This window comes from Streptomyces thermocarboxydovorans, from assembly GCF_039524635.1.
GTDB classification, from domain to species: domain Bacteria; phylum Actinomycetota; class Actinomycetes; order Streptomycetales; family Streptomycetaceae; genus Streptomyces; species Streptomyces thermocarboxydovorans.
On record NZ_BAAAGU010000008.1, the window covers coordinates 62,131 to 81,380 of the forward strand.

Annotated in this window: 20 protein-coding genes and 2 pseudogenes; 15 read left to right on the forward strand and 7 right to left on the reverse strand. The window is 72.3% G+C overall.

Translation table 11 applies throughout. The features are described from left to right. Nucleotides 1–32: 32 nt before the first annotated feature. Nucleotides 33–314 carry a GntR family transcriptional regulator gene (locus tag ABD198_RS05360; RefSeq protein WP_343998189.1) on the reverse strand — a complete coding sequence of 94 codons (282 nt, stop codon included), beginning with the start codon at nt 312–314 and terminating at the stop codon, nt 33–35. 153 nt (nt 315–467) lie between these two features. Here ABD198_RS05360 and ABD198_RS05365 point away from each other — a divergent pair, with 153 nt between their 5' ends. Together ABD198_RS05365 and ABD198_RS05370 are read left to right on the forward strand one after the other, a co-directional pair. Next, the gene (locus tag ABD198_RS05365) at nt 468–797 is read left to right on the forward strand and encodes a hypothetical protein (protein WP_343998190.1); all 330 of its coding nucleotides are present in this window, start codon (nt 468–470) and stop codon (nt 795–797) included. Beyond that, a complete protein-coding gene (locus ABD198_RS05370) occupies nt 794–1,081 on the forward strand; it encodes a hypothetical protein (protein WP_343998191.1) in 288 nt (95 codons plus the stop codon). Before ABD198_RS05365 ends, ABD198_RS05370 begins: the two co-directional genes overlap by 4 nt. 18 nt (nt 1,082–1,099) lie before the next feature. On the opposite strand, the gene ABD198_RS05375 is transcribed toward ABD198_RS05370, so the two are convergent. Next, on the reverse strand, nt 1,100–1,444 hold the full coding sequence (locus ABD198_RS05375; RefSeq protein ID WP_343998192.1) for a hypothetical protein: 345 nt from the start codon (nt 1,442–1,444) through the stop codon (nt 1,100–1,102). Continuing rightward, nucleotides 1,441–2,034 (reverse strand): rhomboid family intramembrane serine protease, encoded by a 594-nt coding sequence (locus ABD198_RS05380; RefSeq protein ID WP_343998193.1) that lies wholly within the window; start codon nt 2,032–2,034, stop codon nt 1,441–1,443. The genes ABD198_RS05375 and ABD198_RS05380 overlap by 4 nt, the downstream gene beginning before the upstream one ends. Before the next feature lie 140 nt (nt 2,035–2,174). On the opposite strand from ABD198_RS05380, the gene ABD198_RS05385 reads away from it, so the two are divergent. The 6 genes from ABD198_RS05385 (at nt 2,175) to ABD198_RS05410 (ending at nt 6,835) form a co-directional block, all read left to right on the forward strand. Continuing rightward, complete coding sequence (locus ABD198_RS05385; protein WP_425580424.1) at nt 2,175–2,813, forward strand: UbiX family flavin prenyltransferase; 639 nt, start codon at nt 2,175–2,177, stop codon at nt 2,811–2,813. A gap of 72 nt (nt 2,814–2,885) precedes the next feature. Then, the gene (locus tag ABD198_RS05390) at nt 2,886–3,344 is read left to right on the forward strand and encodes an Lrp/AsnC family transcriptional regulator (RefSeq protein WP_343998195.1); all 459 of its coding nucleotides are present in this window, start codon (nt 2,886–2,888) and stop codon (nt 3,342–3,344) included. Nucleotides 3,345–3,393: 49 nt separating this feature from the next. Then, nucleotides 3,394–4,557, forward strand: coding sequence for an aminofutalosine synthase MqnE (gene mqnE, locus ABD198_RS05395; protein WP_343998196.1), 1,164 nt, complete (start codon nt 3,394–3,396; stop codon nt 4,555–4,557). Between the two features lie 238 nt (nt 4,558–4,795). Beyond that, nucleotides 4,796–5,320: a GNAT family N-acetyltransferase gene (locus tag ABD198_RS05400; RefSeq protein WP_343998198.1), complete on the forward strand. Its 525-nt coding sequence runs from the start codon at nt 4,796–4,798 to the stop codon at nt 5,318–5,320. Between the two features lie 122 nt (nt 5,321–5,442). Then, nucleotides 5,443–5,808 carry a DUF4229 domain-containing protein gene (locus tag ABD198_RS05405; protein WP_343998199.1) on the forward strand — a complete coding sequence of 122 codons (366 nt, stop codon included), beginning with the start codon at nt 5,443–5,445 and terminating at the stop codon, nt 5,806–5,808. Between the two features lie 343 nt (nt 5,809–6,151). Continuing rightward, a complete protein-coding gene (locus ABD198_RS05410; protein ID WP_343998200.1) occupies nt 6,152–6,835 on the forward strand; it encodes a TetR/AcrR family transcriptional regulator in 684 nt (227 codons plus the stop codon). Here ABD198_RS05410 and ABD198_RS05415 read toward each other — a convergent pair. After that, complete coding sequence (locus tag ABD198_RS05415) at nt 6,805–7,650, reverse strand: MaoC family dehydratase (protein WP_343998201.1); 846 nt, start codon at nt 7,648–7,650, stop codon at nt 6,805–6,807. The genes ABD198_RS05410 and ABD198_RS05415 overlap by 31 nt on opposite strands. 3 nt (nt 7,651–7,653) lie before the next feature. Further along, a complete protein-coding gene (locus tag ABD198_RS05420) occupies nt 7,654–8,955 on the reverse strand; it encodes a 3-oxoacyl-ACP reductase (protein ID WP_343998202.1) in 1,302 nt (433 codons plus the stop codon). Nucleotides 8,956–9,047: 92 nt separating this feature from the next. On the opposite strand from ABD198_RS05420, the gene ABD198_RS05425 reads away from it, so the two are divergent. Then, entirely contained in the window at nt 9,048–10,334 is a 1,287-nt protein-coding gene (locus tag ABD198_RS05425; protein ID WP_343998203.1) for an acetyl-CoA C-acetyltransferase, read from the forward strand. A 254-nt stretch (nt 10,335–10,588) separates the two neighbouring features. After that, nucleotides 10,589–12,517 carry an AMP-dependent synthetase/ligase gene (locus ABD198_RS05430; RefSeq protein WP_343998204.1) on the forward strand — a complete coding sequence of 643 codons (1,929 nt, stop codon included), beginning with the start codon at nt 10,589–10,591 and terminating at the stop codon, nt 12,515–12,517. Between the two features lie 65 nt (nt 12,518–12,582). Here the strand turns inward: ABD198_RS05430 and ABD198_RS05435 are convergent. Continuing rightward, nucleotides 12,583–13,203, reverse strand: a pseudogene (locus ABD198_RS05435) (LysR family transcriptional regulator substrate-binding protein); the annotation flags it as partial. Between ABD198_RS05435 and ABD198_RS05440 the strand changes: the two are divergent. Continuing rightward, nucleotides 13,194–13,601: pseudogene (locus tag ABD198_RS05440) on the forward strand (cupin domain-containing protein); the annotation flags it as partial. The pseudogenes ABD198_RS05435 and ABD198_RS05440 sit on opposite strands and share 10 nt — an antisense overlap. 358 nt (nt 13,602–13,959) lie before the next feature. Here the strand turns inward: ABD198_RS05440 and ABD198_RS05445 are convergent. Continuing rightward, the gene (locus ABD198_RS05445; RefSeq protein WP_004984723.1) at nt 13,960–14,163 is read right to left on the reverse strand and encodes a cold-shock protein; all 204 of its coding nucleotides are present in this window, start codon (nt 14,161–14,163) and stop codon (nt 13,960–13,962) included. Nucleotides 14,164–14,484: 321 nt separating this feature from the next. On the opposite strand from ABD198_RS05445, the gene ABD198_RS05450 reads away from it, so the two are divergent. The 4 genes from ABD198_RS05450 to ABD198_RS05465 all read left to right on the forward strand — a co-directional run bounded on the left by ABD198_RS05450 (nt 14,485) and on the right by ABD198_RS05465 (nt 19,208). Further along, the gene (locus ABD198_RS05450) at nt 14,485–15,333 is read left to right on the forward strand and encodes a menaquinone biosynthetic enzyme MqnA/MqnD family protein (RefSeq protein WP_343998205.1); all 849 of its coding nucleotides are present in this window, start codon (nt 14,485–14,487) and stop codon (nt 15,331–15,333) included. A gap of 98 nt (nt 15,334–15,431) precedes the next feature. After that, complete coding sequence (locus tag ABD198_RS05455; RefSeq protein WP_343998206.1) at nt 15,432–17,318, forward strand: serine/threonine-protein kinase; 1,887 nt, start codon at nt 15,432–15,434, stop codon at nt 17,316–17,318. Between the two features lie 591 nt (nt 17,319–17,909). Beyond that, nucleotides 17,910–18,143 (forward strand): hypothetical protein, encoded by a 234-nt coding sequence (locus tag ABD198_RS05460; RefSeq protein ID WP_343998207.1) that lies wholly within the window; start codon nt 17,910–17,912, stop codon nt 18,141–18,143. 252 nt (nt 18,144–18,395) lie between these two features. Beyond that, nucleotides 18,396–19,208: a prepilin peptidase gene (locus ABD198_RS05465; RefSeq protein WP_343998208.1), complete on the forward strand. Its 813-nt coding sequence runs from the start codon at nt 18,396–18,398 to the stop codon at nt 19,206–19,208. Nucleotides 19,209–19,250: the final 42 nt, after the last annotated feature.

The following is a 19,250-nucleotide window of genomic DNA, read 5'->3' on the forward strand; positions in this document are numbered from 1 at the left end:
AGGGGACGCGCCCTGGCGCCGGGGCCTCGCGGCTACTCCGTAGCTTCCGCTTCGGCTGCCGCGCGGGCCTTGCGCAGGATCTCCGGGGCGTCGGGGGAGACGAAGGAGCCGAGGCCGGGTTCGGTGTAGACGAGGCCTTCCTTCTTCAGGTTCTGGTTCACCTTGTGAGCCGTCGCCGATGCGACGCCGAACTCGGCGATGATCTGGACGACCGAAGGCACACGCGTACGGGGTGGGTAGGTGCCGTCTTCAATGCGACCGCGGATGACGGCGGCCACCTGCCGCCAGCGGGGAACGTCGGGCTCGAACTCCATCCTCCCATCGTGCGGCGGACTAAGACATCCGTGCGATCCCCTTGATGCCTAGCATGCTTAGCATGACCCTGCTACCGTGGCGTCACTGCAAGAAACCCCGGCGACGGCTGCAACCGCCCCGGGGCACGGCACCAGCTGAACAGGAGCTGACGCATGTCCGACTCTATCCCTCTACTTCTCTCCTGCGCGGCCCTCTTCCTCGCGTCCCTGGTGATCCTTCTGAGGCTGGCCCGAATGCTTCTGTCCGTTCCCGTCCCGTCGGCCGGACACCTCGCTCCGCCTTCCCTCCACGTCACACCGCCCTTCATCCGCACCCGGTCGCGTCCGCGTCACGCTCAGCCTCTCTCCGGGGAGGAGACCCGCGCCGTACGCCCCTACGTCATCGCCGCCGAGCAGGCGGCTCGGCGGTGGGAGCTGGAGCTGGCGGAGCTGGGGCTCGACGGGCCCGGGCCGTACGTGATGCACGGGGTGGAGGTCGCATGAGGTTCGAGCCGGCTTCCGAGGAGAGTTGCCGTCCGCGCTGCCTGCCGTGGTCCCGCGCGGACGGCAAGACCGCCTACGTCATCGCCGACCCGGAGCGCCCCGGCCGCGTCTCCCGCCTTGCCGACGCGGCGGAGGACGTACAGCTCGAGATGGCCGACGTCCTGCTGGGGCACGCCCGGCAGTTGGCGGACGAGGCGGGGCCGCAGGAGCTGCGGTACCTCGTGGCGGAGTTGACCCGGTCGCTGAGCGACATCCTGCGCATCGCCCAGAGGGTGAAGCGCTGAACGGACAATGTGACGGTGTCAGGGGAGGCGTTGGCCCAGCCTGGCCGAGCGGCGGTTGTGGCCCTTGGTGTCCCACCACTCCTCCAGCAGGGCGCGCATCAGGTGCACGAGCTGCCGCAGCCGTTCGGACTCCGGGGACGGTGAGTCGAAGACGTCCGTGAAGGACCGGTCCTCCCAGGGGAGGGAGACGGCCCAGCGCTCGGCCTCCGCTCCCGGACGCTCCACGCGCAGCCGGTAGGCGAGGAGGAGGTGGCCCCGGGGAAGCCGGTCCACCGACAGGTCTTCGACAACGAAGCGCACACTGCCGTCACCGGTCGTACAGGACTGGGCCAGCGCCTGCTCCGCCGGGGTCCGTGGTGTCATGCGACCGGTGCCGGGCGGCGGCGGAAGAGGAAGGCTGCGGCGATGCCGGATATCAGGCCGACCAGGTGGCCCTGCCAGCTGACGCCCGTCTGGGTGGGGGCTATGCCCGCCAGGATGGAGCCGCCCCAGACGGCGGCGATCAGGACGGCGACCAGGATGCCGTGGGGGCGGCGCTCGACGAAGCCGGTGGCCAGCAGGTAGCCGAAGAGGCCGAAGACCAGGCCGGAGGCGCCCGCCGTGTTGCTGTGCGCCGGGGACAGCAACCACACACCCAGTCCGTCCGCCACGATGATCAGCGCGCAGACGGCGGCGAACCGGCGCAGGCCGCCCAGTGCCGCCAGGAAGCCCAGGACCAGCAGCGGAACGCTGTTCGCGGCGACATGGTCGAAGCCGAAGTGCAGGAAGGCCGCCGGGACGATGTCCGTCAGTTCAGAGGGCTCCCGCGGGACGATCCCGTAGTCGTCCAGGGCGTGACCGGTGGCCACGTCGACCGCTTCCAGCAGCCACAGCAGCGCCACCCAGCCCACCATCAGCTGGGCCGCGGCCCTCACGCGGTCGCCGCGCGACCACTCGTCTCGCACACCGGACATGGCAGCCCCCGCCTCAGTCGTCCCGTCCGGGGAACGCACGGGGACCCTGGGCCGGTTCCCACCCTGCGGAGCCGGATAGGCTCGGGGGTGTGAACCCGCTCAAGCCAGGAGAGACGGCGCGTACGCCTTGGATCGTAGGGGTGTCCGGCGCGTCCGGCACGCCTTATGCGGCCGCCGTGCTGCGTGCGCTGCTCGCCGCCGGCGAGAGCGTCGACCTGGTCGTCTCCCGTGCCTCGCGGCTCACCCTGCTGGACGAGACCGGGATCTCCTTCCGGGACGCCCACTGGCGGGACGACCTGCGCGCCTGGCTGTCCCGGGGTGCCGACGGCAAGCCGGACACGTTCACCGTGAACGTGGAGGCCGACGCCGTGCGGTACTGGCCCGCGGGCGACCTGGCGGCCGGCCCGTCCTCGGGGTCGTACCCGACGAAGGGCATGCTGATCGTGCCCGCCTCCACGGCCAGCGTGGCCGGGGTCGCGCTCGGGCTGTCCAAGGACCTGCTGCAGCGCGCGGCGAGCGTCACCCTCAAGGAGCGGCGCCCACTGGTCGTGGCCGTGCGGGAGACCCCGCTGAACGGCCAGACCCTGCGGCACCTGGTCACCCTCGACGACGCGGGCGCGACCGTGGTGCCCGCCTCACCGGCGTTCTACGCGGGCGCGACGCACATCCAGGACCTGGTGGACTTCGTCGCCGGACGCGTACTGGACGCGGCGGGTGTCCAGCACCGGCTCTACCGCCGCTGGCAGGGGGAACTGGGCGGCGGCGACCGGCCGATCTGAGCACGACCGGACTTCTCAGTCACGACTTCACTCACGACTCCTCAGACCTCTTCACTGGAAGGCTTCGATTCGATGGACGCGGTGGACAGGCAGCTCATCCAGGCCCTCCGGGAGAACGGCCGGGCCTCCTACGCGGAGCTGGGGCGCCTCGTCGGTCTGTCGGGACCCAGCGTCACCGACCGCATCAACCGGCTCGAGGCGGCCGGTGTCATCACCGGCTACCGGGCCACCGTGAACGCCGCCTCGCTCGGTCTCGGCGTCACCGCCCTGATCGGCATCTCGCTCTCCGACGCCGCCGACCACGAGGACGTGGCCCAGCGGCTGCGCGACCTGCAGGAGATCGAGGACTGCTGGTTCATCGCCGGCGACGACTCGTTCATGCTCAAGGTGCGCGCGACCGACGTGGACGGCCTGGAGAAGATCATCCGCCGGCTCTCCGGCACCAAGGGCGTCTCCCGCACCCGGACCACCATCGTGCTCTCCACGAAGTGGGAGAACCGGGTGGGCGAGCTGCCCGAAGAGGTCCACTGACCGGGGCGTACGGTGGGTCGGGTCTGTCTTCTGGGAGAGAGGTAACGGCATGGACGTCGGGCTCAAGCGCGAGCTGGAGGAGAAGGTCCGCTCCGGTGAGCGGCTGACCCGCGAGGACGGCATCGCGCTCTACGAGTCGGACGACCTGGCCTGGCTCGGCGGGCTCGCCCACGAGGTGCGCACCCGGCTCAACGGCGACGTGGTGCACTTCAACGTCAACCGGCACCTCAACATGACCAACGTGTGCACGGCGTCGTGCGCCTATTGCTCCTTCCAGCGCAAGCCGGGGGAGAAGGACGCGTACACCATGCGCATCGAGGAGGCGGTCCGGCTCGCCAAGGAGATGGAGTCGGAGAACCTCACCGAACTGCACATCGTCAACGGGCTGCACCCCAACCTGCCGTGGCGGTACTACCCGCGGTCGCTGCGCGAGCTGAAGGCCGCGCTGCCGGGCGTGTCGCTGAAGGCGTTCACGGCGACGGAGATCCATCACTTCGAGAAGATCTCCGGGCTGCCGGCCTCGGAGATTCTGGACGAGCTGATCGACGCGGGCCTGGAGTCCCTGACCGGCGGCGGTGCGGAGATCTTCGACTGGGAGGTCCGGCAGCACATCGTGGACCACGACACCCACTGGGAGGACTGGTCCCGGATCCACCGGCTGGCGCACCAGAAGGGTCTGAAGACCCCGTGCACCATGCTGTACGGGCACATCGAGGAGCCCCGCCACCGGGTGGACCATGTGCTGCGGCTGCGCGAGCTGCAGGACGAGACCGGCGGCTTCCAGGTCTTCATCCCGCTGCGCTACCAGCACGACTTCGTCGACATGAAGGACGGCAAGGTCCGCAACCGGCTCCAGGCGCGGACGCAGATGGCGACGGGGGCGGAGGTCCTGAAGACCTTCGCGGTGTCGCGGCTGCTGTTCGACAACGTGCCGCATGTGAAGGTGTTCTGGGTGATGCACGGGCTGCAGACGGCGCAGCTCGCGCTGCAGCACGGGGCGGACGACATGGACGGGTCGGTCGTCGAGTACAAGATCACGCACGATGCGGACAACTTCGGGACGCCGAACAAGCTGACGCGTGAGGATCTGCTGGAGCTGATCCGGGATGCCGGGTTCCGGCCGGTGGAGCGGAACACGCGGTACGAGATCATCCGGGAGTACGAGGGGCCGGATCCGGAGCGGCGGGAGTCGCCGCAGCCGATGCGGGTGTGATGGCGCGGGGCGCCGTTTGAGTGCGGGCGCCTTGGGGGCGCTTTTGAGGGCGGGCGCCTTCGGGGTGGGGGCGTTCTGTGCGCCGGCGGGTGCGGGTTTCGTGTGGCTGGGCGCGCAGTTCCCCGCGCCCCTTTGAGGTTGGTGCAGCGGGCCTGGGCCGTCGGGTACTCGTACCAGGGGCTGGTGGCCGATCTGGAAGTGGCTGCGGAGGCGCTTGGGTAAGGGGTAGGGTCGGCTTATGCCTCTTACGTTTGTCGTGGATCCGCCGGTGACGCGTGAGCTGCGGGACGGGCTGCTGGAGCTGTGGGTCGATGTCAGTAACGCGGGCGGGGCGGTGGGGTTCGTGCCGCCGGTGGACCGGGAGGAGGTCCGGCCGGAGCTGGTGCGGCAGTTCGCCGCCATGGCGGAGGAGCGGTCGCGGCTGCTCGTCGGGTACGACGAGGAGGGGCGGGTGGCGGCCACGGCGTTCCTCACGCGGAACACGCACCGGCTGATGACGCACTGGGTCTGGCTCTACACGGTGATGGTGCACCCCGGGCATCAGGGCAAGGGGTACGGACGGGAGCTGCTGGCGGCGGCGGAGCGGGCCGCGCGGGACATGGAGGGGGTCGAGGCGATCCGGCTCACCTGCCGGGGTGGGCTGGGGCTGGAGCGGTTCTATGCGGGGTGCGGGTACAAGGAGGTCGGGCGCGTTCCGGGGGCGATCCGGGTGGCGCCTGGGGACGACCGGGATGACGTGATCATGTTGTTGCAGCTGGGGTGAGCTGAGCAGAGCCGAGCCGAGCCGAGCTGAGGGGCTGCTTCGTACCCCCGTGAAAGATCGGTGTCCCGGCATGCTTCACTGGACGGTGCCTCTTTGTGCCAGAAACGGAAGAGTGGATTGAGATGCTCCGCTACACGCTGATGCGCCTCGGGATCTTCGTGGGCTGCCTCGTGGTCGTCTGGGGTCTCGTCTACTCCGGCCTCGCCCCGCGTGGCCTGGGCCGGTCCAACGGCCTGTGGATCGTGCTGCTCGCGCTGGTGATCTCCGCGCCGATCAGCTTTGTCGCGCTGCGCAAGGAGCGGGATCGTGCCTCGGAGCAGATCGTGCGGCGGGTGGACCGGGTGAAGGCGAACCTGGAGGCCAACCGCAAGGCGGAGGACGGTGCGGACGAGGCGGCGCGGGCGCAGGGTGCGGAGCAGAAGCCGGAGCCCGTCCAGGGTTCGGCTCAGGGCCCGGCTCAGCGGCCGGCGCAGGGGCAGGCTTCGTAAGGTCTGTCACATCAGACAGGGCATGATCGGCGCCCCGGTTTCCGGAAACCCCGTGCCCGCACACCCGCCGGGCCCCGCCCGCACACCCGCCGGGCGGGGCAGCGGCGTTCCCGCCGCCCGTGTGGCCCGGTGGGGGTGCGCGTCTGATGCCTGCGGCGCAACCGCGGCTCCGGTGGGGGTGCGCGTAGCGCCCACCCCGGGTGCCAAGCCAAGCGAAGGGCACCCTGCGAGTCGGCAAGCTCAACGCAGGGCGGGTGAAAGCCCCGGTCGGAGACCACGTTCGATGTCCAGGCGTGCGCGAGCTGCAGCTCGGCCCGTCAAGCCGCCCCGTACTCTGAAAGGTATGCCTGCCGTCAAGACCAAGCGGATGCCGCGCGCGGTGCGGGAACAGCAGATGCTGGACGCCGCCGTAAAGATCTTCGGCCAGCGGGGCTACATGGCCGCGTCCATGGACGAGATCGCCGAACTGGCCGGTGTCTCCAAGCCGTTGGTCTACCTCTACCTGAACTCCAAGGAGGACCTGTTCAGCGCCTGCATCCGCCGTGAGGCAAAGGCCCTCATCGACGCCGTGCGGGCCGGCGCCCGCCCGGACCTCCCCGCCGACCGCCAGCTCTGGTCCGGCCTGACCGCCTTCTTCACGCACACCGCCCGCAACCCCGACGGCTGGTCCGTCCTGCACCTCCAGGCCCGCACCCACGGCGAGGTCTTCGCCGGCGAGGTCGCCGCCATGCGCGCCGAGATCGTCGCCTTCGTGACCCAGCTGATCCTCGCCGCCGCCCGCGACGCCCACCGCGACCCCGACCTCCCGGCGGCCGAGGTCGCCGGCCTCGCCGAGGCCCTCGTCGGCGCCGCCGAGTCGCTGGCCGACTGGGCCAACGCCACCCCCGGAGTCACCGCCCGCCAGGCCGCGGCCACCCTGATGAACTTCGCCTGGGCAGGACTCGGCGATCTGATGAACGGGCACCGGTGGGTGCCCCCGGCCGACGACGAGGGTGATCAGCAGGGGAGTACTTCGCCGGTGAGGTGAAGGCGTCGTCCGCCTTCGCCGCTCCTCAGCTCGAAGCGCCCGTCCCGCGCGCCGTAGGTCACCGTGCCCGGCAGCAGGACCGGTGCCTTGAAATCCGCTCGTATCGTCGCCGCCGGAGGCACGCCGCGGGCGGCCAGGCAGCGGGCCACCGTCCACATGCCGTGCGCGATGGCGCGGGGGAAACCGAAGAGGCGCGCGGTGAGCGGGTGCAGGTGGATCGGGTTGCGGTCGCCGGACGCGGCGCCGTAGCGGCGGCCCAGGTCGGCGGGCAGACGCCATTCGGAGAGGGTGGGGAGGGGGTCCGGAGTCTTGCGTTCGGGGGATGGCCCGGTGTCGGTGCGGTGGCGGGCCAGATACGTGCTGCGGGATTCCCAGGCGACGGAGTCGTCGGTGTGGAGTTCGGTGACGACGGTCGCCTCGGTGCCGCGCCGGTGGGGGGTCAGATCGGCGATGTGGACGTGGAGTTCGTACGCGCCGGTGGCGGGGAGGGGGCGCTGCCGGGTGATGGCGATGGACGTGTGGACCAGGCCGAGGAGCGGGAGCGGGAAGGCGCGGTCGCTCATCAGGCGCATGGCGAGAGGGAAGCCCAGCACGTGCGGATAGGTGACCGGCAGGTCGTCCTCGCCGGTGGGGAAGCCGCAGACCCGCTCGTAGGCGGCGAGGCGGGCCAGGTCCACGCGCAGGCCGGGGAGGACCAGGCGGGTGCGCGGGAAGGGCGCGTCGGGGCGGGGGCGCTTGAGGGGGGAGAGCAGGGCGCCCCGGGTGAGGAGGGGGGTCAGGGACGGGGGTGCGGTGAGGACGTGGCGGGGCTGCACGGGTCACGCTCCCAGCAGGCTCTGGCCGCAGACCCGTACGACCTGGCCGTTGACCGCGCCGGAGGCGGGGTGGGCGAGCCAGGCGGTGGTCTCGGCGACGTCGATCGGTTGGCCGCCCTGGGCCAGGGAGTTCATGCGGCGGCCGGCTTCGCGGATGAGGAGGGGGATGGCCGCGGTCATCTTGGTTTCGATGAAGCCGGGGGCGACGGCGTTCACGGTGACGTCGTGGTCGGCGAGGGCACGGGGGGCGAGGGAGCGGACCAGGCCGATGATGCCTGCCTTGCTGGCGCCGTAGTTGGTCTGGCCGGCGTTTCCGGCGATGCCCGCGATGGAGGCGGTGGCGACGATGCGGCCGCCCGGCTTGAGGGTGCCGGCGGTGAGGAGGAAGTCGGTGGTGCGCAGCACGCTCGCCAGGTTGACCTCCAGGACCTGGATCCAGCGTTCGGCGGGCATGTTGACCAGGCGGCGGTCGCGGGTGATGCCGGCGTTGTGGATGAGGATGTCGAGGCCGTCGGGGAGGGCCTCGGCGATACGGGCGCCGGCGTCGGCGGCGGTGATGTCGAGGGGGAGGGCCGTGCCGCCGAGGCGGTCGGCGACGCGGCGGGCGTCCGCCTCTGCCTGCGGCACGTCGAGGACGACGACCTTGGCGCCGTCGCGGGCCAGGGTCTCGGCGACCGCCTCGCCGATGCCGCGTGCGGCGCCGGTGATCAGGGCGGTGCGGCCGGCCAGGGGGCGGTTCCAGTCGGCGGGGGTGGTGACCGGCGCGGTGCCGACCTCGACGACCTGGCCGCTGACGTAGGCGGACTTGGGGGAGAGGAGGAAGCGGAGGGTCGACTCGGCGGCCTCGGCGTCGGTGAGGCGGACCAGGTTGACGGTCCTGCCGCGGCCGATCTCCTTGCCGAGGGAGCGGGTGAAGCCCTCCAGGGCCTGCTGGGCGGCGGCCTGGTGGTGGTCGGCGGGGTCGAGCGGGGCGCCGAGGACGACGACCCTGCCGCTGGGGGTGATGGAGCGGAGGACGGGATGCAGGGCGGAGTGGACTTCGGACAGGTCCTCGATGCTGCGGATGCCGGTGGCGTCGAGGACGACGGCCGCGGGGTCGGTGCCGGTGGCGGGGAGGTTGGTGCGGGCGAGGACCGGGGCGAGGTCGAGGTCGGACTTGCCCGCGGTGAGGTGCAGCAGGCCGCCCGCCAGATCCGGCTGCTCGGGCGAGTGGCGCTTCAGCGCCGCGGGCCGGGGGAGGCCCAGGCGGCGGGTGAGGAAGCGGCCGGGCGCGGTGCCGGTGAAGCTCAGGTAGCGGTCGGCCATGTGCGACTCCCAGCGGGTGTGAAGGGCTCACGTCGGTGCTTACTCTGGAGTAAGGTTACCGGAGGTAAGCTCACGGTGAGGAGCAGGTCGAGATGAGTCCCCTGGAACCGGCGGCCGTGCGCCGCGTCGCGATCATCGGCGGCAGCCGTATCCCGTTCGCCCGCTCCGACGGCCCGTACGCCACCGCGTCCAATCAGGAGATGCTCACGGCGGCTTTGAATGGTCTCGTCGAGCGGTACCGGCTGCGGGGGCGCGGTGCGGTGGGCGAGTTCGTCGCGGGGGCCGTGCTCAAGCACAGCCGGGACTTCAATCTCGCCCGGGAGACCGTGCTCGGCTCGGCGCTGGATCCCCGCACCCCCGCCTACGACATCCAGCAGGCCTGCGGCACCGGACTCCAGGCCGTGATCGCCGCCGCCAACAAGATCGCCCTCGGGCAGACCGAGTCCGCGATCGCGGGCGGCGCGGACACCGCGAGCGACGCGCCCCTCGGCGTCAACGACACCCTGCGCAAGGTGCTGCTGGAGGCCCGGCGCGCCAAGTCGCTGGGGGCGCGGCTGAAGGCGCTGGCCAAGGTGCGGCCGGGGCATCTGGTGCCGGACATCCCGCGCAACGCGGAACCGCGCACCGGGCTGTCCATGGGCGAGCACGCGGCCATCACCGCCCGTGCGTGGGGCATCAGCCGCCGGGCGCAGGACGAGCTGGCGGCCACCAGTCACCAGCGGCTGGCAGCGGCCTATGAACGCGGGTTCTTCCAGGACCTGGTGGTGCCGTTCCGGGGGCTGGCCCGTGACCAGAATCTGCGGCCGGGGTCCACCGTGGAGAAACTGGCCGAACTGAAGCCGGTGTTCGGGCTGGACGGGCCCGAGCCGACGATGACGGCCGGCAATTCGACGCCGCTGACGGACGGGGCCGCGGTGGTGCTGCTGGCCAGTGAGGAGTGGGCCGAGGAGCGGGGGCTGGAGCCGCTGGCCTACCTCACCGCGTACGAGACGGCCGCGGTGGACTTCGTGGCGGGCGATGTCGCGGGCGGCGAGGACGGGCTGCTGATGGCACCGGCGTACGCGGTGCCGCGGATGCTGGAGCGGGCCGGGCTGGGCATCGAGGACTTCGATCTCGTGGAGGTGCACGAGGCGTTCGCCTCCCAGGTGCTCGCCACCCTGGCCGCCTGGGAGAAGCAGGGGCTGGCGCCGGTGGACCGGGCGCGGCTGAACGTGGCCGGGTCCTCGCTGGCGACCGGACACCCCTTCGCCGCGACCGGCGCCCGGATCGTCGCCACCCTGGCGAAGCTGCTCGCCGAACGGGACGCCCCGGCGCGCGGGTTGATCTCGGTGTGCGCGGCGGGCGGCCAGGGGGTGACGGCGATCCTGGAACGCGCCTGACCTGCGGGGCCGGCGCGGACGAGCCGGGTTCCGCACAGAAGGTGAACGACCCTCACATAACCGCCGAGATTGCACATGCCCGGCTCCGGATCATCCCCGGACCCGCACAAACCCCCCACGCCAGGGCCGTACGATCCCCAGACTGACCGGCGGTAACCCCTCACCCCCGGGGGTGCCGCCCCTGAGTGCCGCCGGCTGCGCGACCCGTACCTGACTGAGAGCCGGCACACCGCTGCACGTCCCAGGAGCCGCCCGTGTCCACTGCGTATTCCTCCGCCACCGGCGACGAGTACGGCGCCCCCGTGCTGGTCGAGCCCGAGCTCCGGAGGCTGGACGGCATCGTGCGGGAAGCCGCCGTCCCGCCGCTCGTCCGGCCGGTACGGCACGGCTCGCTCGCCGACCTGCCCTTCGACAACGCCCACGCCGTCCCGCAGTCCGTGGTGCTCAGCCGCAAGACGGTGGACGGCCGCTGGGCCGATGTGACGGCCGCGGAGTTCGCCGGGCAGGTGCAGACGGTCGCCAAGGGGCTCATCGCCGAGGGGCTGATGCCGGGCGACCGGATCGCCGTGATGGCCCGCACCATCTACGAGTGGACCCTGATCGACTTCGCCGCCTGGGCGGCCGGGCTGGTCACCGTCCCCATCTACCCGACCTCCTCCGTCTACCAGGCCTGCTGGATCCTGCACGACTCCGGAGCGGTCGCCCTGATCACGGAGACCGCCGGGCAGGCCGCCGCCCTCGGCCCCGAACTGGGGCGGCTGCCCGACCTGCGGCATGTGTGGGTGGTGGAGAAGGACCACGTCGAGCTGCTGGCCGAGTCGGGAGCGCACGTGCCCGACTCGGAGGTGGAGGTCCGCCGGGGCATGCTCGTGCCGGACACCATCGCCACCCTCGTCTACACCTCCGGCACCACCGGACGCCCCAAGGGCTGCGCCCTCACCCACGGCAACTTCTTCGCCGGGATCGACAACGCCATCGAGCTGCTCTACCCGGTCTTCAAGGCGCAGACGAGTGAGAAGGCCTCCGTGCTCCTCTTCCTGCCGATGTCGCACGTCTTCGGGCGGATGGTCGCCGTCGCCTGCGTGCGCGCCCGGGTGCGGCTCGGGCACGCGCCCAGCCTCAGGCCCGAGGACCTGCTGCCCGACCTGGCGAGCTTCCGGCCCACCTGCCTGCTGACCATCCCCTACATGCTGGAGAAGGTCTACAACAGCGCCCGCGCCAAGGCGGAGTCGGGCGGACGGGCGTCCACCTTCGACCGCGCGGCAGCGGTCGCCATCCGCTACGGCGAGGCACTCGAGGCGAGACAGACCGGCACCGGGCCCGGCCCCGGCCGCTCCCTGAAGGCCGCCCGGGCGATGTACGACCCGCTCGTCTACCGCCGCATCCGCAACGCCATGGGCGGCAGGGTCCGTTACGCCATCTGCGGCGGCTCCCCGCTGGGCCGCCGGCTCGCCGCGTTCTTCGCCGGCGCCGGCATCGAGATCTTCGAGGGCTACGGCCTGACCGAGACCACCGGCGCGACCACCGTCACACCCCCGCTCAAACCCCGGCTCGGCACGGTCGGCTGGCCGATGCCCGGCACCCGGGTCCGCATCGCCGCCGACGGGGAGATCCTGATCTCCGGCGACCATGTGCTGCGCGGCTACTGGGACGCCCGGGCCGGCGGAGTCGTCCCGGCCGCCCGCGACGGCTGGTTCGCCACCGGCGACCTCGGCGAGCTGGACGACGAGGGGTACCTGACCATCACCGGCCGCAAGAAGGAGATCCTGATCACGGCGGGCGGCAAGAGCGTCGCACCGGCCCCGCTGGAGAACTGGCTGCGCTCCCACCCCCTGATCTCGCAGTGCATGCTCGTCGGTGACGGCCGCCCCTATGTGGTGGCGCTGATCACCCTCGACCCCGACGGCATCACCCACTGGCGCCGCATGAACGGCAAGCACCCGGTGCCGCCGGAACTCCTGGTCGACGACGAGGAGTTGCAGGGCGTGATCCAGCGTGCCCTGGACGAGGCGAACAAGACGCTCTCCCGCCCGGAGTCGATTCGCCGCTTCATGATCCTGCCGGTGGACTTCACAGAGGAGGCGGGGCATCTGACCCCGTCGATGAAGCTGCGCAGGGACGTGATCCTGAAGGACTTCGCGGCGGAGGTGGAGGCGCTGTACGAGGGAAGGGCGGGGGCCTGAGGGGGCAGCCCGTTGCCGGGGTGGGCACAGAAAGCCGGGTGGGCTCGGGCGGCGGCTGGGGCTGATCAGGCGGCGGGTGCGGGGGCGTTGCGCCGGCAGCTGTCGACCACCGTGTCGGCGAAGGCGCGGGCGAGCGGACTGAGCGCGTCCCACTGACGGACCGCCCAGCCCACCGAAAGGGGGCGCAGGGCGCGGATCGGGACGAGGCGCAGCGGGCCCTCGTCGCCCGGTATGGAGTGCCCCGGCAGCGCGGGCACCACGGCACGGCCCAGCCCCAGTCCGGCCAGCAGCAGCGCGGTGTCCCAGTCGGCGACGCTGGTGTCGAAGGAGAACCGCACCCCCACCTCGGCGCAGGCGGCGTCCAGATGAGCCGCCGAGGTGGAGTTGGGCGGCAGCCGGATCAGACGCAGCCCGCGCAGCTCCTCCGGTTCGACGTACCGGCGGGAGGCCAGCGGGTCGTCCACGCGCAGCGCGAGCACCCACGGCAGATCCATCACCGGGCGCTGCTCGATGCCGCGCACGGGCCCGCCCAGGGTGATCCAGGCCAGGTCCAGTCCGCTGTCGGCCAGGGCGTCGAAGCAGCCCCGGCTGGAACTCTCGGTACGGAACTCCAGGCTGACGTCGGGGTGACGCTGCCGGAAGGCGACCACCGCCTCCGACATGAAGTGCCGTACGGTCGTGGCGCCCCATCTGGGCGCTGGCGGTGGCACTCGGCGTGCCGTTCGCCGCGCTGGTGGAGCCGCCGGTGTCCGCCGTCCAGGTCATCCGGGCCGGTGAGGGACCGACCGTCCACTCCGAGCAGTCGAGCTATCTGGCCACCCTGCTGTCGGCGAGCCCGCCGGGGGCCCGCCGCGACATCTACGCCGTCACCCTGGAGCCGGGCACGGTGCGCGACTCCGACCCGCACCTTCCGGGGACGGTGGAGCACCTGGTGGTGGGCGCCGGGAGGGTCAAGGCGGGTCCGGCGGGGGAGAGCGTCGAGCTCGGGCCGGGGGACTACATGGCGTGCCGCGGGGACGTACCGCACACGTACGAGGCGCTGGAGCCCGGCACGAGATGCGTTCTGATCATGCAGCACGTGTGAGGCCGGGATCGCGCGGCACGGAAGTGGCTTGATTCCGAGGCACGTACGAGTCCGGGATCATGGCTGCGCGCAGGAGCCGCGCCGGGGAGAAATTCACCCGGAATTCACGCGGGAAACGGCCGGAGGAGTGACGGTCGGCGGGGGGCGGGCTGCCTGGCGCCCGTGTGCGGAGAGCGTGCGGCCGAAGGGGGGCCGACGGGGGGCCGACGGGGAGGAGCCGGCCGAAAGAGTGGCGCGCACCGGGGCGACCGGGAGGGCAGGGAAGCCGGCTGCCGTCGAAAAGGCAGGAGCCCCGTCGCCTGACGGCGCGGGGCTCCTTGGGTACTGCTAGTCGTTCCCGATCAGAGGAATCCGAAGATCAGACCGGCGTGACGTTCTCCGCCTGCGGGCCCTTCGGGCCCTGCGTGACGTCGAACGACACCTGCTGGTTCTCCTCGAGGGACCGGAAGCCGGTCGCGTTGATCGCGGAGTAGTGGACGAAGACGTCGGGGCCGCCGCCCTCCTGGGCGATGAATCCGAAGCCCTTTTCGGCGTTGAACCACTTCACGGTTCCGGTAGCCATAAGCCCTCCTTGGGCCCAAAGGGTTGCCCTGCTCCAGAACCAGCAAGTGTGAAGACGCGAATTCCGCACAACTGCATATGTCTGAGAACGACGAGAGCCCGCGGTCACATGCTCCGCAGGCTCTGTACTGCAAGGGAAACCAAACTGCAACTTGCCGATGAGCGTAGCACGCGGGGGCCCGAACGCAAGAGAGGGCAAGATCACGTCACCCGAATGTTTGAACGTTTCCCCCGGGTGCCGTACCGGGGCCCGTGGCACAAGGCGTCCACAACGGGCGGGGCCGGGGGCCGCGCCGTGAGGGCCGAGGGCTAGCCTCACGATGTGGACAATCCTCGCACCCGGCCGCGCGTCGGCCACATCCAGTTCCTGAACTGCCTGCCCCTGTACTGGGGGCTTGCGAGAACGGGCACGCTGCTCGACTTCGAGCTGACGAAGGACACCCCGGAGAAGCTCAGCGAGCAGCTGGTGCAGGGCGACCTCGACATCGGGCCGATCACCCTGGTCGAGTTCCTCAAGCACGCGGACGACCTGGTCGCCTTCCCCGACATCGCCGTCGGCTGCGACGGGCCGGTGATGAGCTGCGTGATCGTCTCGCAGGTCCCGCTGGAACGGCTGGACGGAGCCCGGGTCGCCCTCGGGTCGACCTCGCGCACCTCCGTACGCCTCGCCCAGCTGCTGCTCGCCGAGCGGTACGGCGTACAGCCCGACTACTACACCTGCCCGCCCGACCTGAGCCTGATGATGCGGGAGGCCGAGGCGGCCGTCCTCATCGGCGACGCGGCGCTGCGCGCCAACATGCTCGACGGGCCCCGCTACGGGCTCGATGTGCACGACCTGGGCGCGCTGTGGAAGGAGTGGACGGGCCTGCCGTTCGTCTTCGCGGTGTGGGCGGCGCGCCGGGACTACCTGGAGCGCGAACCGGTCATCACCCGCAAGGTGCACGAGGCGTTCCTCGCCTCCCGCAACCTCTCCCTGGAGGAGGTCGACAAGGTCGCCGAGCAGGCGGCCCGCTGGGAGGCCTTCGACGAGCGGACCCTGGCCCAGTACTTCACCACCCTCGACTTCAGCTTCGGCCCGCCGCAGCTGGAGGCGGTCGCGGAGTTCGCCCGGCGGGTCGGCCCGACGACGGGCTTCGCGGCGGACGTGAAGGTGGATCTGCTGCAGACGTGAGACGGCGGCCGGCGGTGAGCAGGAACGAGTGAGGCTTCAGGAGCGGCCCACTACCCTGCTGGAAGTTTCCGGCACTACGGGGGAGGGGTGGAACGCGCATGCGGCCGCTCGAAGCGGACGAACCCACGGTCGTGGGGTCCTACCGGCTGCTCGGCCGGCTCGGCTCGGGCGGCATGGGCCGGGTCTACCTGGGGCGCAGCGCGGGCGGCCGCACGGTGGCGGTGAAGGTCGTGCACCCGCACTTCGCGCTGGACGACGAGTTCCGGGCCCGCTTCCGGCGCGAGGTCGAGGCCGCCCGCCGGGTGGGCGGGGCCTGGACCGCCCCCGTCCTGGACGCCGACCCCGAGGCCCGGATCCCCTGGGTGGCCACCGCCTACGCCGCCGGCCCGTCCCTCGCGGCGGCGGTCCAGGAGCACGGCCGGCTGCCGGGGGCGACGGTACGGGCGCTGGGCGCGGGCCTGGCCGAGGCGCTCACGGCGGTGCACGGGCTGGGCCTGGTGCACCGGGACGTGAAGCCGTCCAACGTCCTGCTCACCCTCGACGGCCCCCTGCTCATCGACTTCGGCATCGCCCGCGCCCTGGACGCCACGGCCTCCCTGACCTCGTCCGGCGTCTCCATCGGATCGCCCGGCTACATGTCCCCCGAGCAGATCCTCGGCAAGGGCGTCACCGGCGCGGCCGACGTCTTCTCCCTGGGCGCGGTGCTGACCTACGCGGCGACGGGCGCGTCGCCCTTCCCCGGGGACTCCTCGGCGGCGCTGCTCTACAAGGTCGTCCACGAGCCGCCGGAACTGGGCGACCTGGGCGGCGAGTTGCGTGAACTGGCCGAGGCCTGCCTCGACAAGGACCCCGCCGCCCGTCCGGCCCCGGCCGAGGTGGCCCGCCGCCTCGCACCCGAGGGTGCGGCCCGCCTGGTCACGGGCGGCTGGCTGCCGGGCCCGCTGGTGGAGGAGGTGAGCCGGGCGGCGGTGCGGCTGCTCAACCTGGAGGCGGGGGAGGCACCGGCCGACCCCGCGTCGGGACCGGTGGCCTTCACCAACCCGGCGGTCCCGGGGGACGCGGAGGCCGCACCGGGCGGTCCGGATGCTCCGGCTGCCTCTGGGGGTGCAGCAGCCGCGTCGAGCGGGCGGGGTGCCGCGCTCGCGCCGGGCGCTCAGGGTGTGGCCGGAGGGGCGGGTGCCGCTGCGGCCGGGCCCGCGTCCGGGGCCGGGGCCGGATCCGGGCTCACCTCCGGTCCCGCGAGTTTCGGTCCCGCACCGGTGATGCCGGCCGCCGGGCCGCCGCCCGCGCAGCCGCCGGTGCCGCAGCCGCGGGAGCCGCATCCGCCCACCGAGCCGGCGGCGTCCGGCAGGCCCCCGGCACCGGGAACGCCGCCCGGTTCGTCCTCCGCGGCCACCGGGAGGTCTCCGGGTGGGCTCTCCCTCTCCGTGACGGCAACCTCCGTGCCGGAGCCCGGAGTTCAGGGCGGGCGGGGCAGGCGGGTGAGCTGCACGGTGGCCCTCGCCGTGGCGGGCGCGCTGGCCGCGGTGACCGTCGGCTCGGTCTTCGTGTTCGACCTGCTGCCGGGCAAGTCCGCAGACGGCGACGCCGGTTCGGGCGGCGACGCGGCTGCATCCAAGCCACCGGCCCCCACGGTTCCCGCGGCCTACGTCGGCACCTGGGAGGGCCAGGCCAACGCCCGCGACAGCATCTCCATCCCGCTGGGGACCTTCCGGGTGACGGTCAGGAAGGCGGCGGTGGGCGAGAAGCTGGGCACCGTCCGCCACACCGACTTCTTCGGCGGCACCTGCGACGACGTCCTCACCCTGAAGCAGATCACCAAGAAGCAGATCATCGCCGACGCCGTGGGAGCGAAGAACAACCGCAGCGTCTGCGAACAGGCCCTGCACACGGTCCGCCTCACCCCGACCGGCGACGACCTGGTCTACGAGTCCGACAGCGAGGGCTCGGGCCGGCCCAAGGGGCGCTTGTCGAGGATCAAGTAGGGCTCATGTCACGCGAGTGGTGAGGGCGGCGGAGGAAGTACCGGATGAGGACGGCGAGGGTGGCGAGGCTGGCGGAGCTTCCCATGGTGCGTTCCAGTCCCTGACGTCTTTCGGTGGTCGCCGGTCAGCTGGTGGCGGAGGCCCCGGTCGGTACGGGCTGCGCCGGGTCCGGGTCCTCCGCGGGCAGCGAGCGGAAGTGTCCGGACTGTCCGGCAGGGGGAGTGCCGGCAGCAGGTCCGGCCGGGGCGGACCTGGCCCGGTTTGTGCCGACCCTCGTGGAACATTTCACGGATCTGCACAGTGTTCACGCGTGGACGCTCCGGGTTCAGGCGAAGGCAACCCCGGGTTCAACTCGGGCCGTGGGCAAGGAGGCCCGAGAGAACGCCGCCGGGGACCGGCAACCCCCTGGGGCGGGGCATCGCGTGAAGATGTGGCGCCGATCGGTGACCGCGATCCCACAGCCGTGAACGATGCAGGTGACAGCCGTGCCCGCAGGCTCCTGAGCGGCTGGTCGCCCCCTGAGGGGCGTGTTTTCATCGGGGCTCCGAATCTCGCTCTCGCCCAGTGCACGCACGAAGGGACACAAGCGCCATGAACCTCGCTCCCCAGGTCGAAACCGCCGAACTCACCGACGCCGACCTGGACTCCGTCTCCGGCGGTCAGGCGGGCGTCAGCGCCGGCCTCGCCGTCGGCGTCCACGCCGAGCCGGGTGCCCTGGGCGCCCACGTCGAGGCGGGCCCCCTCGGTATCACCGCGGGCGGTGGCGTGACCGCCTCCCTCCAGGGTGTCTCCGCCGACGGCCACCTGAGCGCGACGCTGTACTGAGCGGCGGCGCCGACAGGCAGCAGCGGGGCGGGAGTTCGACTCCCGCCCCGCTTCTCCGTGCCGGAGCGTGGTTCTCCTCCGTGCCGGAGGAAGGTTCTCCTCCGTGCCCGAGCGAGGTTCTCCTCCGTGCCGGAGCGAGGTTCTCCGAGGCGGGTGCGGCCGGGCCCTTCGGCTGCGGCCCGCGAGTCAATAGGATCCCGGTGGCTCCCGGGGACCCGGAGCAGCCCATGAGACCGCGGCGGTGGGGGTGACATGAGCACCGGTCTGCTGGCGACCGTCGCCGTGCTGTGGGGCGCGGCGGCCGGAGCGCTGCTGCCGCGGGCGGCGTACCGCTTCTCCGCCCCGCAGGGGGAGGAGTGGCTGGCGGCCTGCCCGGCGGGACATCCGGTACGGGGATGGCTCGGCCGGGCCCACTGCGCCCACTGCACAGAAACCGGACCGGCCACAGGGCGGACGAGAACGGCAACGGGGGCAGGAACGGCGACGGGCACGGGGCAGGCGACGGGAACGAGGACGGCCGGGGCCTACGGTTCCACCGCCCCCGCGCTGCTCGCCACCGCCCTGGTCTGCGCCGCCCTCGCCGCGGCCACCGGGACCCGCCCCGAGCTGGCCGTCTGGCTGCTGCTCGCGCCCGTCGGCGTGCTGCTGGCGATCGTCGACTTCCGGGTGCAGCGGCTGCCCGACCCGCTCACCCTGCCCTTCGCCGCCGCCGCGCTGCTCCTGCTCGGCCTGGTCTCCCTGGTCCCCGAGCACGCGGGGGAGTGGACCACCGCACTGCTGGGCGCCCTCGCCCTCGGCGGCGGCTACTTCGTGCTGTTCCTCATCAACCCGGCCGGCATGGGCTTCGGCGATGTGAAGCTGGCCCTCGGCGCGGGCGCCGTGCTCGGCTGGTACGGCTGGCCCACCCTGATGCTGGGCACCCTCGCCGGGTTCCTGTCGGGGGCGCTCTACGGCGGCGCCCTGGTGGTCGCCCGGCGGGCGGGGCGCAAGACGGCCATCCCGTTCGGCCCGTTCCTGATCACCGGCGCCTTCGCGGGGCTCCTGGTCGGCGCGTACACCGCCTGACCGAGGGCGCGTGCGCGGCCCGGCGCCGGACGCGGACACGGC

Coding starts and splice junctions, on each gene's coding strand:
- ABD198_RS05425 (WP_343998203.1), top strand. CDS start 9,048: ATGAGTCCCCTGGAACCGGCGGCCGTGCGCCGCGTCGCGATCATCGGC.
- ABD198_RS05360 (WP_343998189.1), bottom strand. CDS start 314: ATGGAGTTCGAGCCCGACGTTCCCCGCTGGCGGCAGGTGGCCGCCGTC.
- ABD198_RS05410 (WP_343998200.1), top strand. CDS start 6,152: ATGCCTGCCGTCAAGACCAAGCGGATGCCGCGCGCGGTGCGGGAACAG.
- ABD198_RS05400 (WP_343998198.1), top strand. CDS start 4,796: ATGCCTCTTACGTTTGTCGTGGATCCGCCGGTGACGCGTGAGCTGCGG.
- mqnE (WP_343998196.1), top strand. CDS start 3,394: ATGGACGTCGGGCTCAAGCGCGAGCTGGAGGAGAAGGTCCGCTCCGGT.
- ABD198_RS05445 (WP_004984723.1), bottom strand. CDS start 14,163: ATGGCTACCGGAACCGTGAAGTGGTTCAACGCCGAAAAGGGCTTCGGA.
- ABD198_RS05465 (WP_343998208.1), top strand. CDS start 18,396: ATGAGCACCGGTCTGCTGGCGACCGTCGCCGTGCTGTGGGGCGCGGCG.
- ABD198_RS05370 (WP_343998191.1), top strand. CDS start 794: ATGAGGTTCGAGCCGGCTTCCGAGGAGAGTTGCCGTCCGCGCTGCCTG.
- ABD198_RS05365 (WP_343998190.1), top strand. CDS start 468: ATGTCCGACTCTATCCCTCTACTTCTCTCCTGCGCGGCCCTCTTCCTC.
- ABD198_RS05405 (WP_343998199.1), top strand. CDS start 5,443: ATGCTCCGCTACACGCTGATGCGCCTCGGGATCTTCGTGGGCTGCCTC.
- ABD198_RS05420 (WP_343998202.1), bottom strand. CDS start 8,955: ATGGCCGACCGCTACCTGAGCTTCACCGGCACCGCGCCCGGCCGCTTC.
- ABD198_RS05390 (WP_343998195.1), top strand. CDS start 2,886: ATGGACGCGGTGGACAGGCAGCTCATCCAGGCCCTCCGGGAGAACGGC.
- ABD198_RS05375 (WP_343998192.1), bottom strand. CDS start 1,444: ATGACACCACGGACCCCGGCGGAGCAGGCGCTGGCCCAGTCCTGTACG.
- ABD198_RS05460 (WP_343998207.1), top strand. CDS start 17,910: ATGAACCTCGCTCCCCAGGTCGAAACCGCCGAACTCACCGACGCCGAC.
- ABD198_RS05380 (WP_343998193.1), bottom strand. CDS start 2,034: ATGTCCGGTGTGCGAGACGAGTGGTCGCGCGGCGACCGCGTGAGGGCC.
- ABD198_RS05455 (WP_343998206.1), top strand. CDS start 15,432: ATGCGGCCGCTCGAAGCGGACGAACCCACGGTCGTGGGGTCCTACCGG.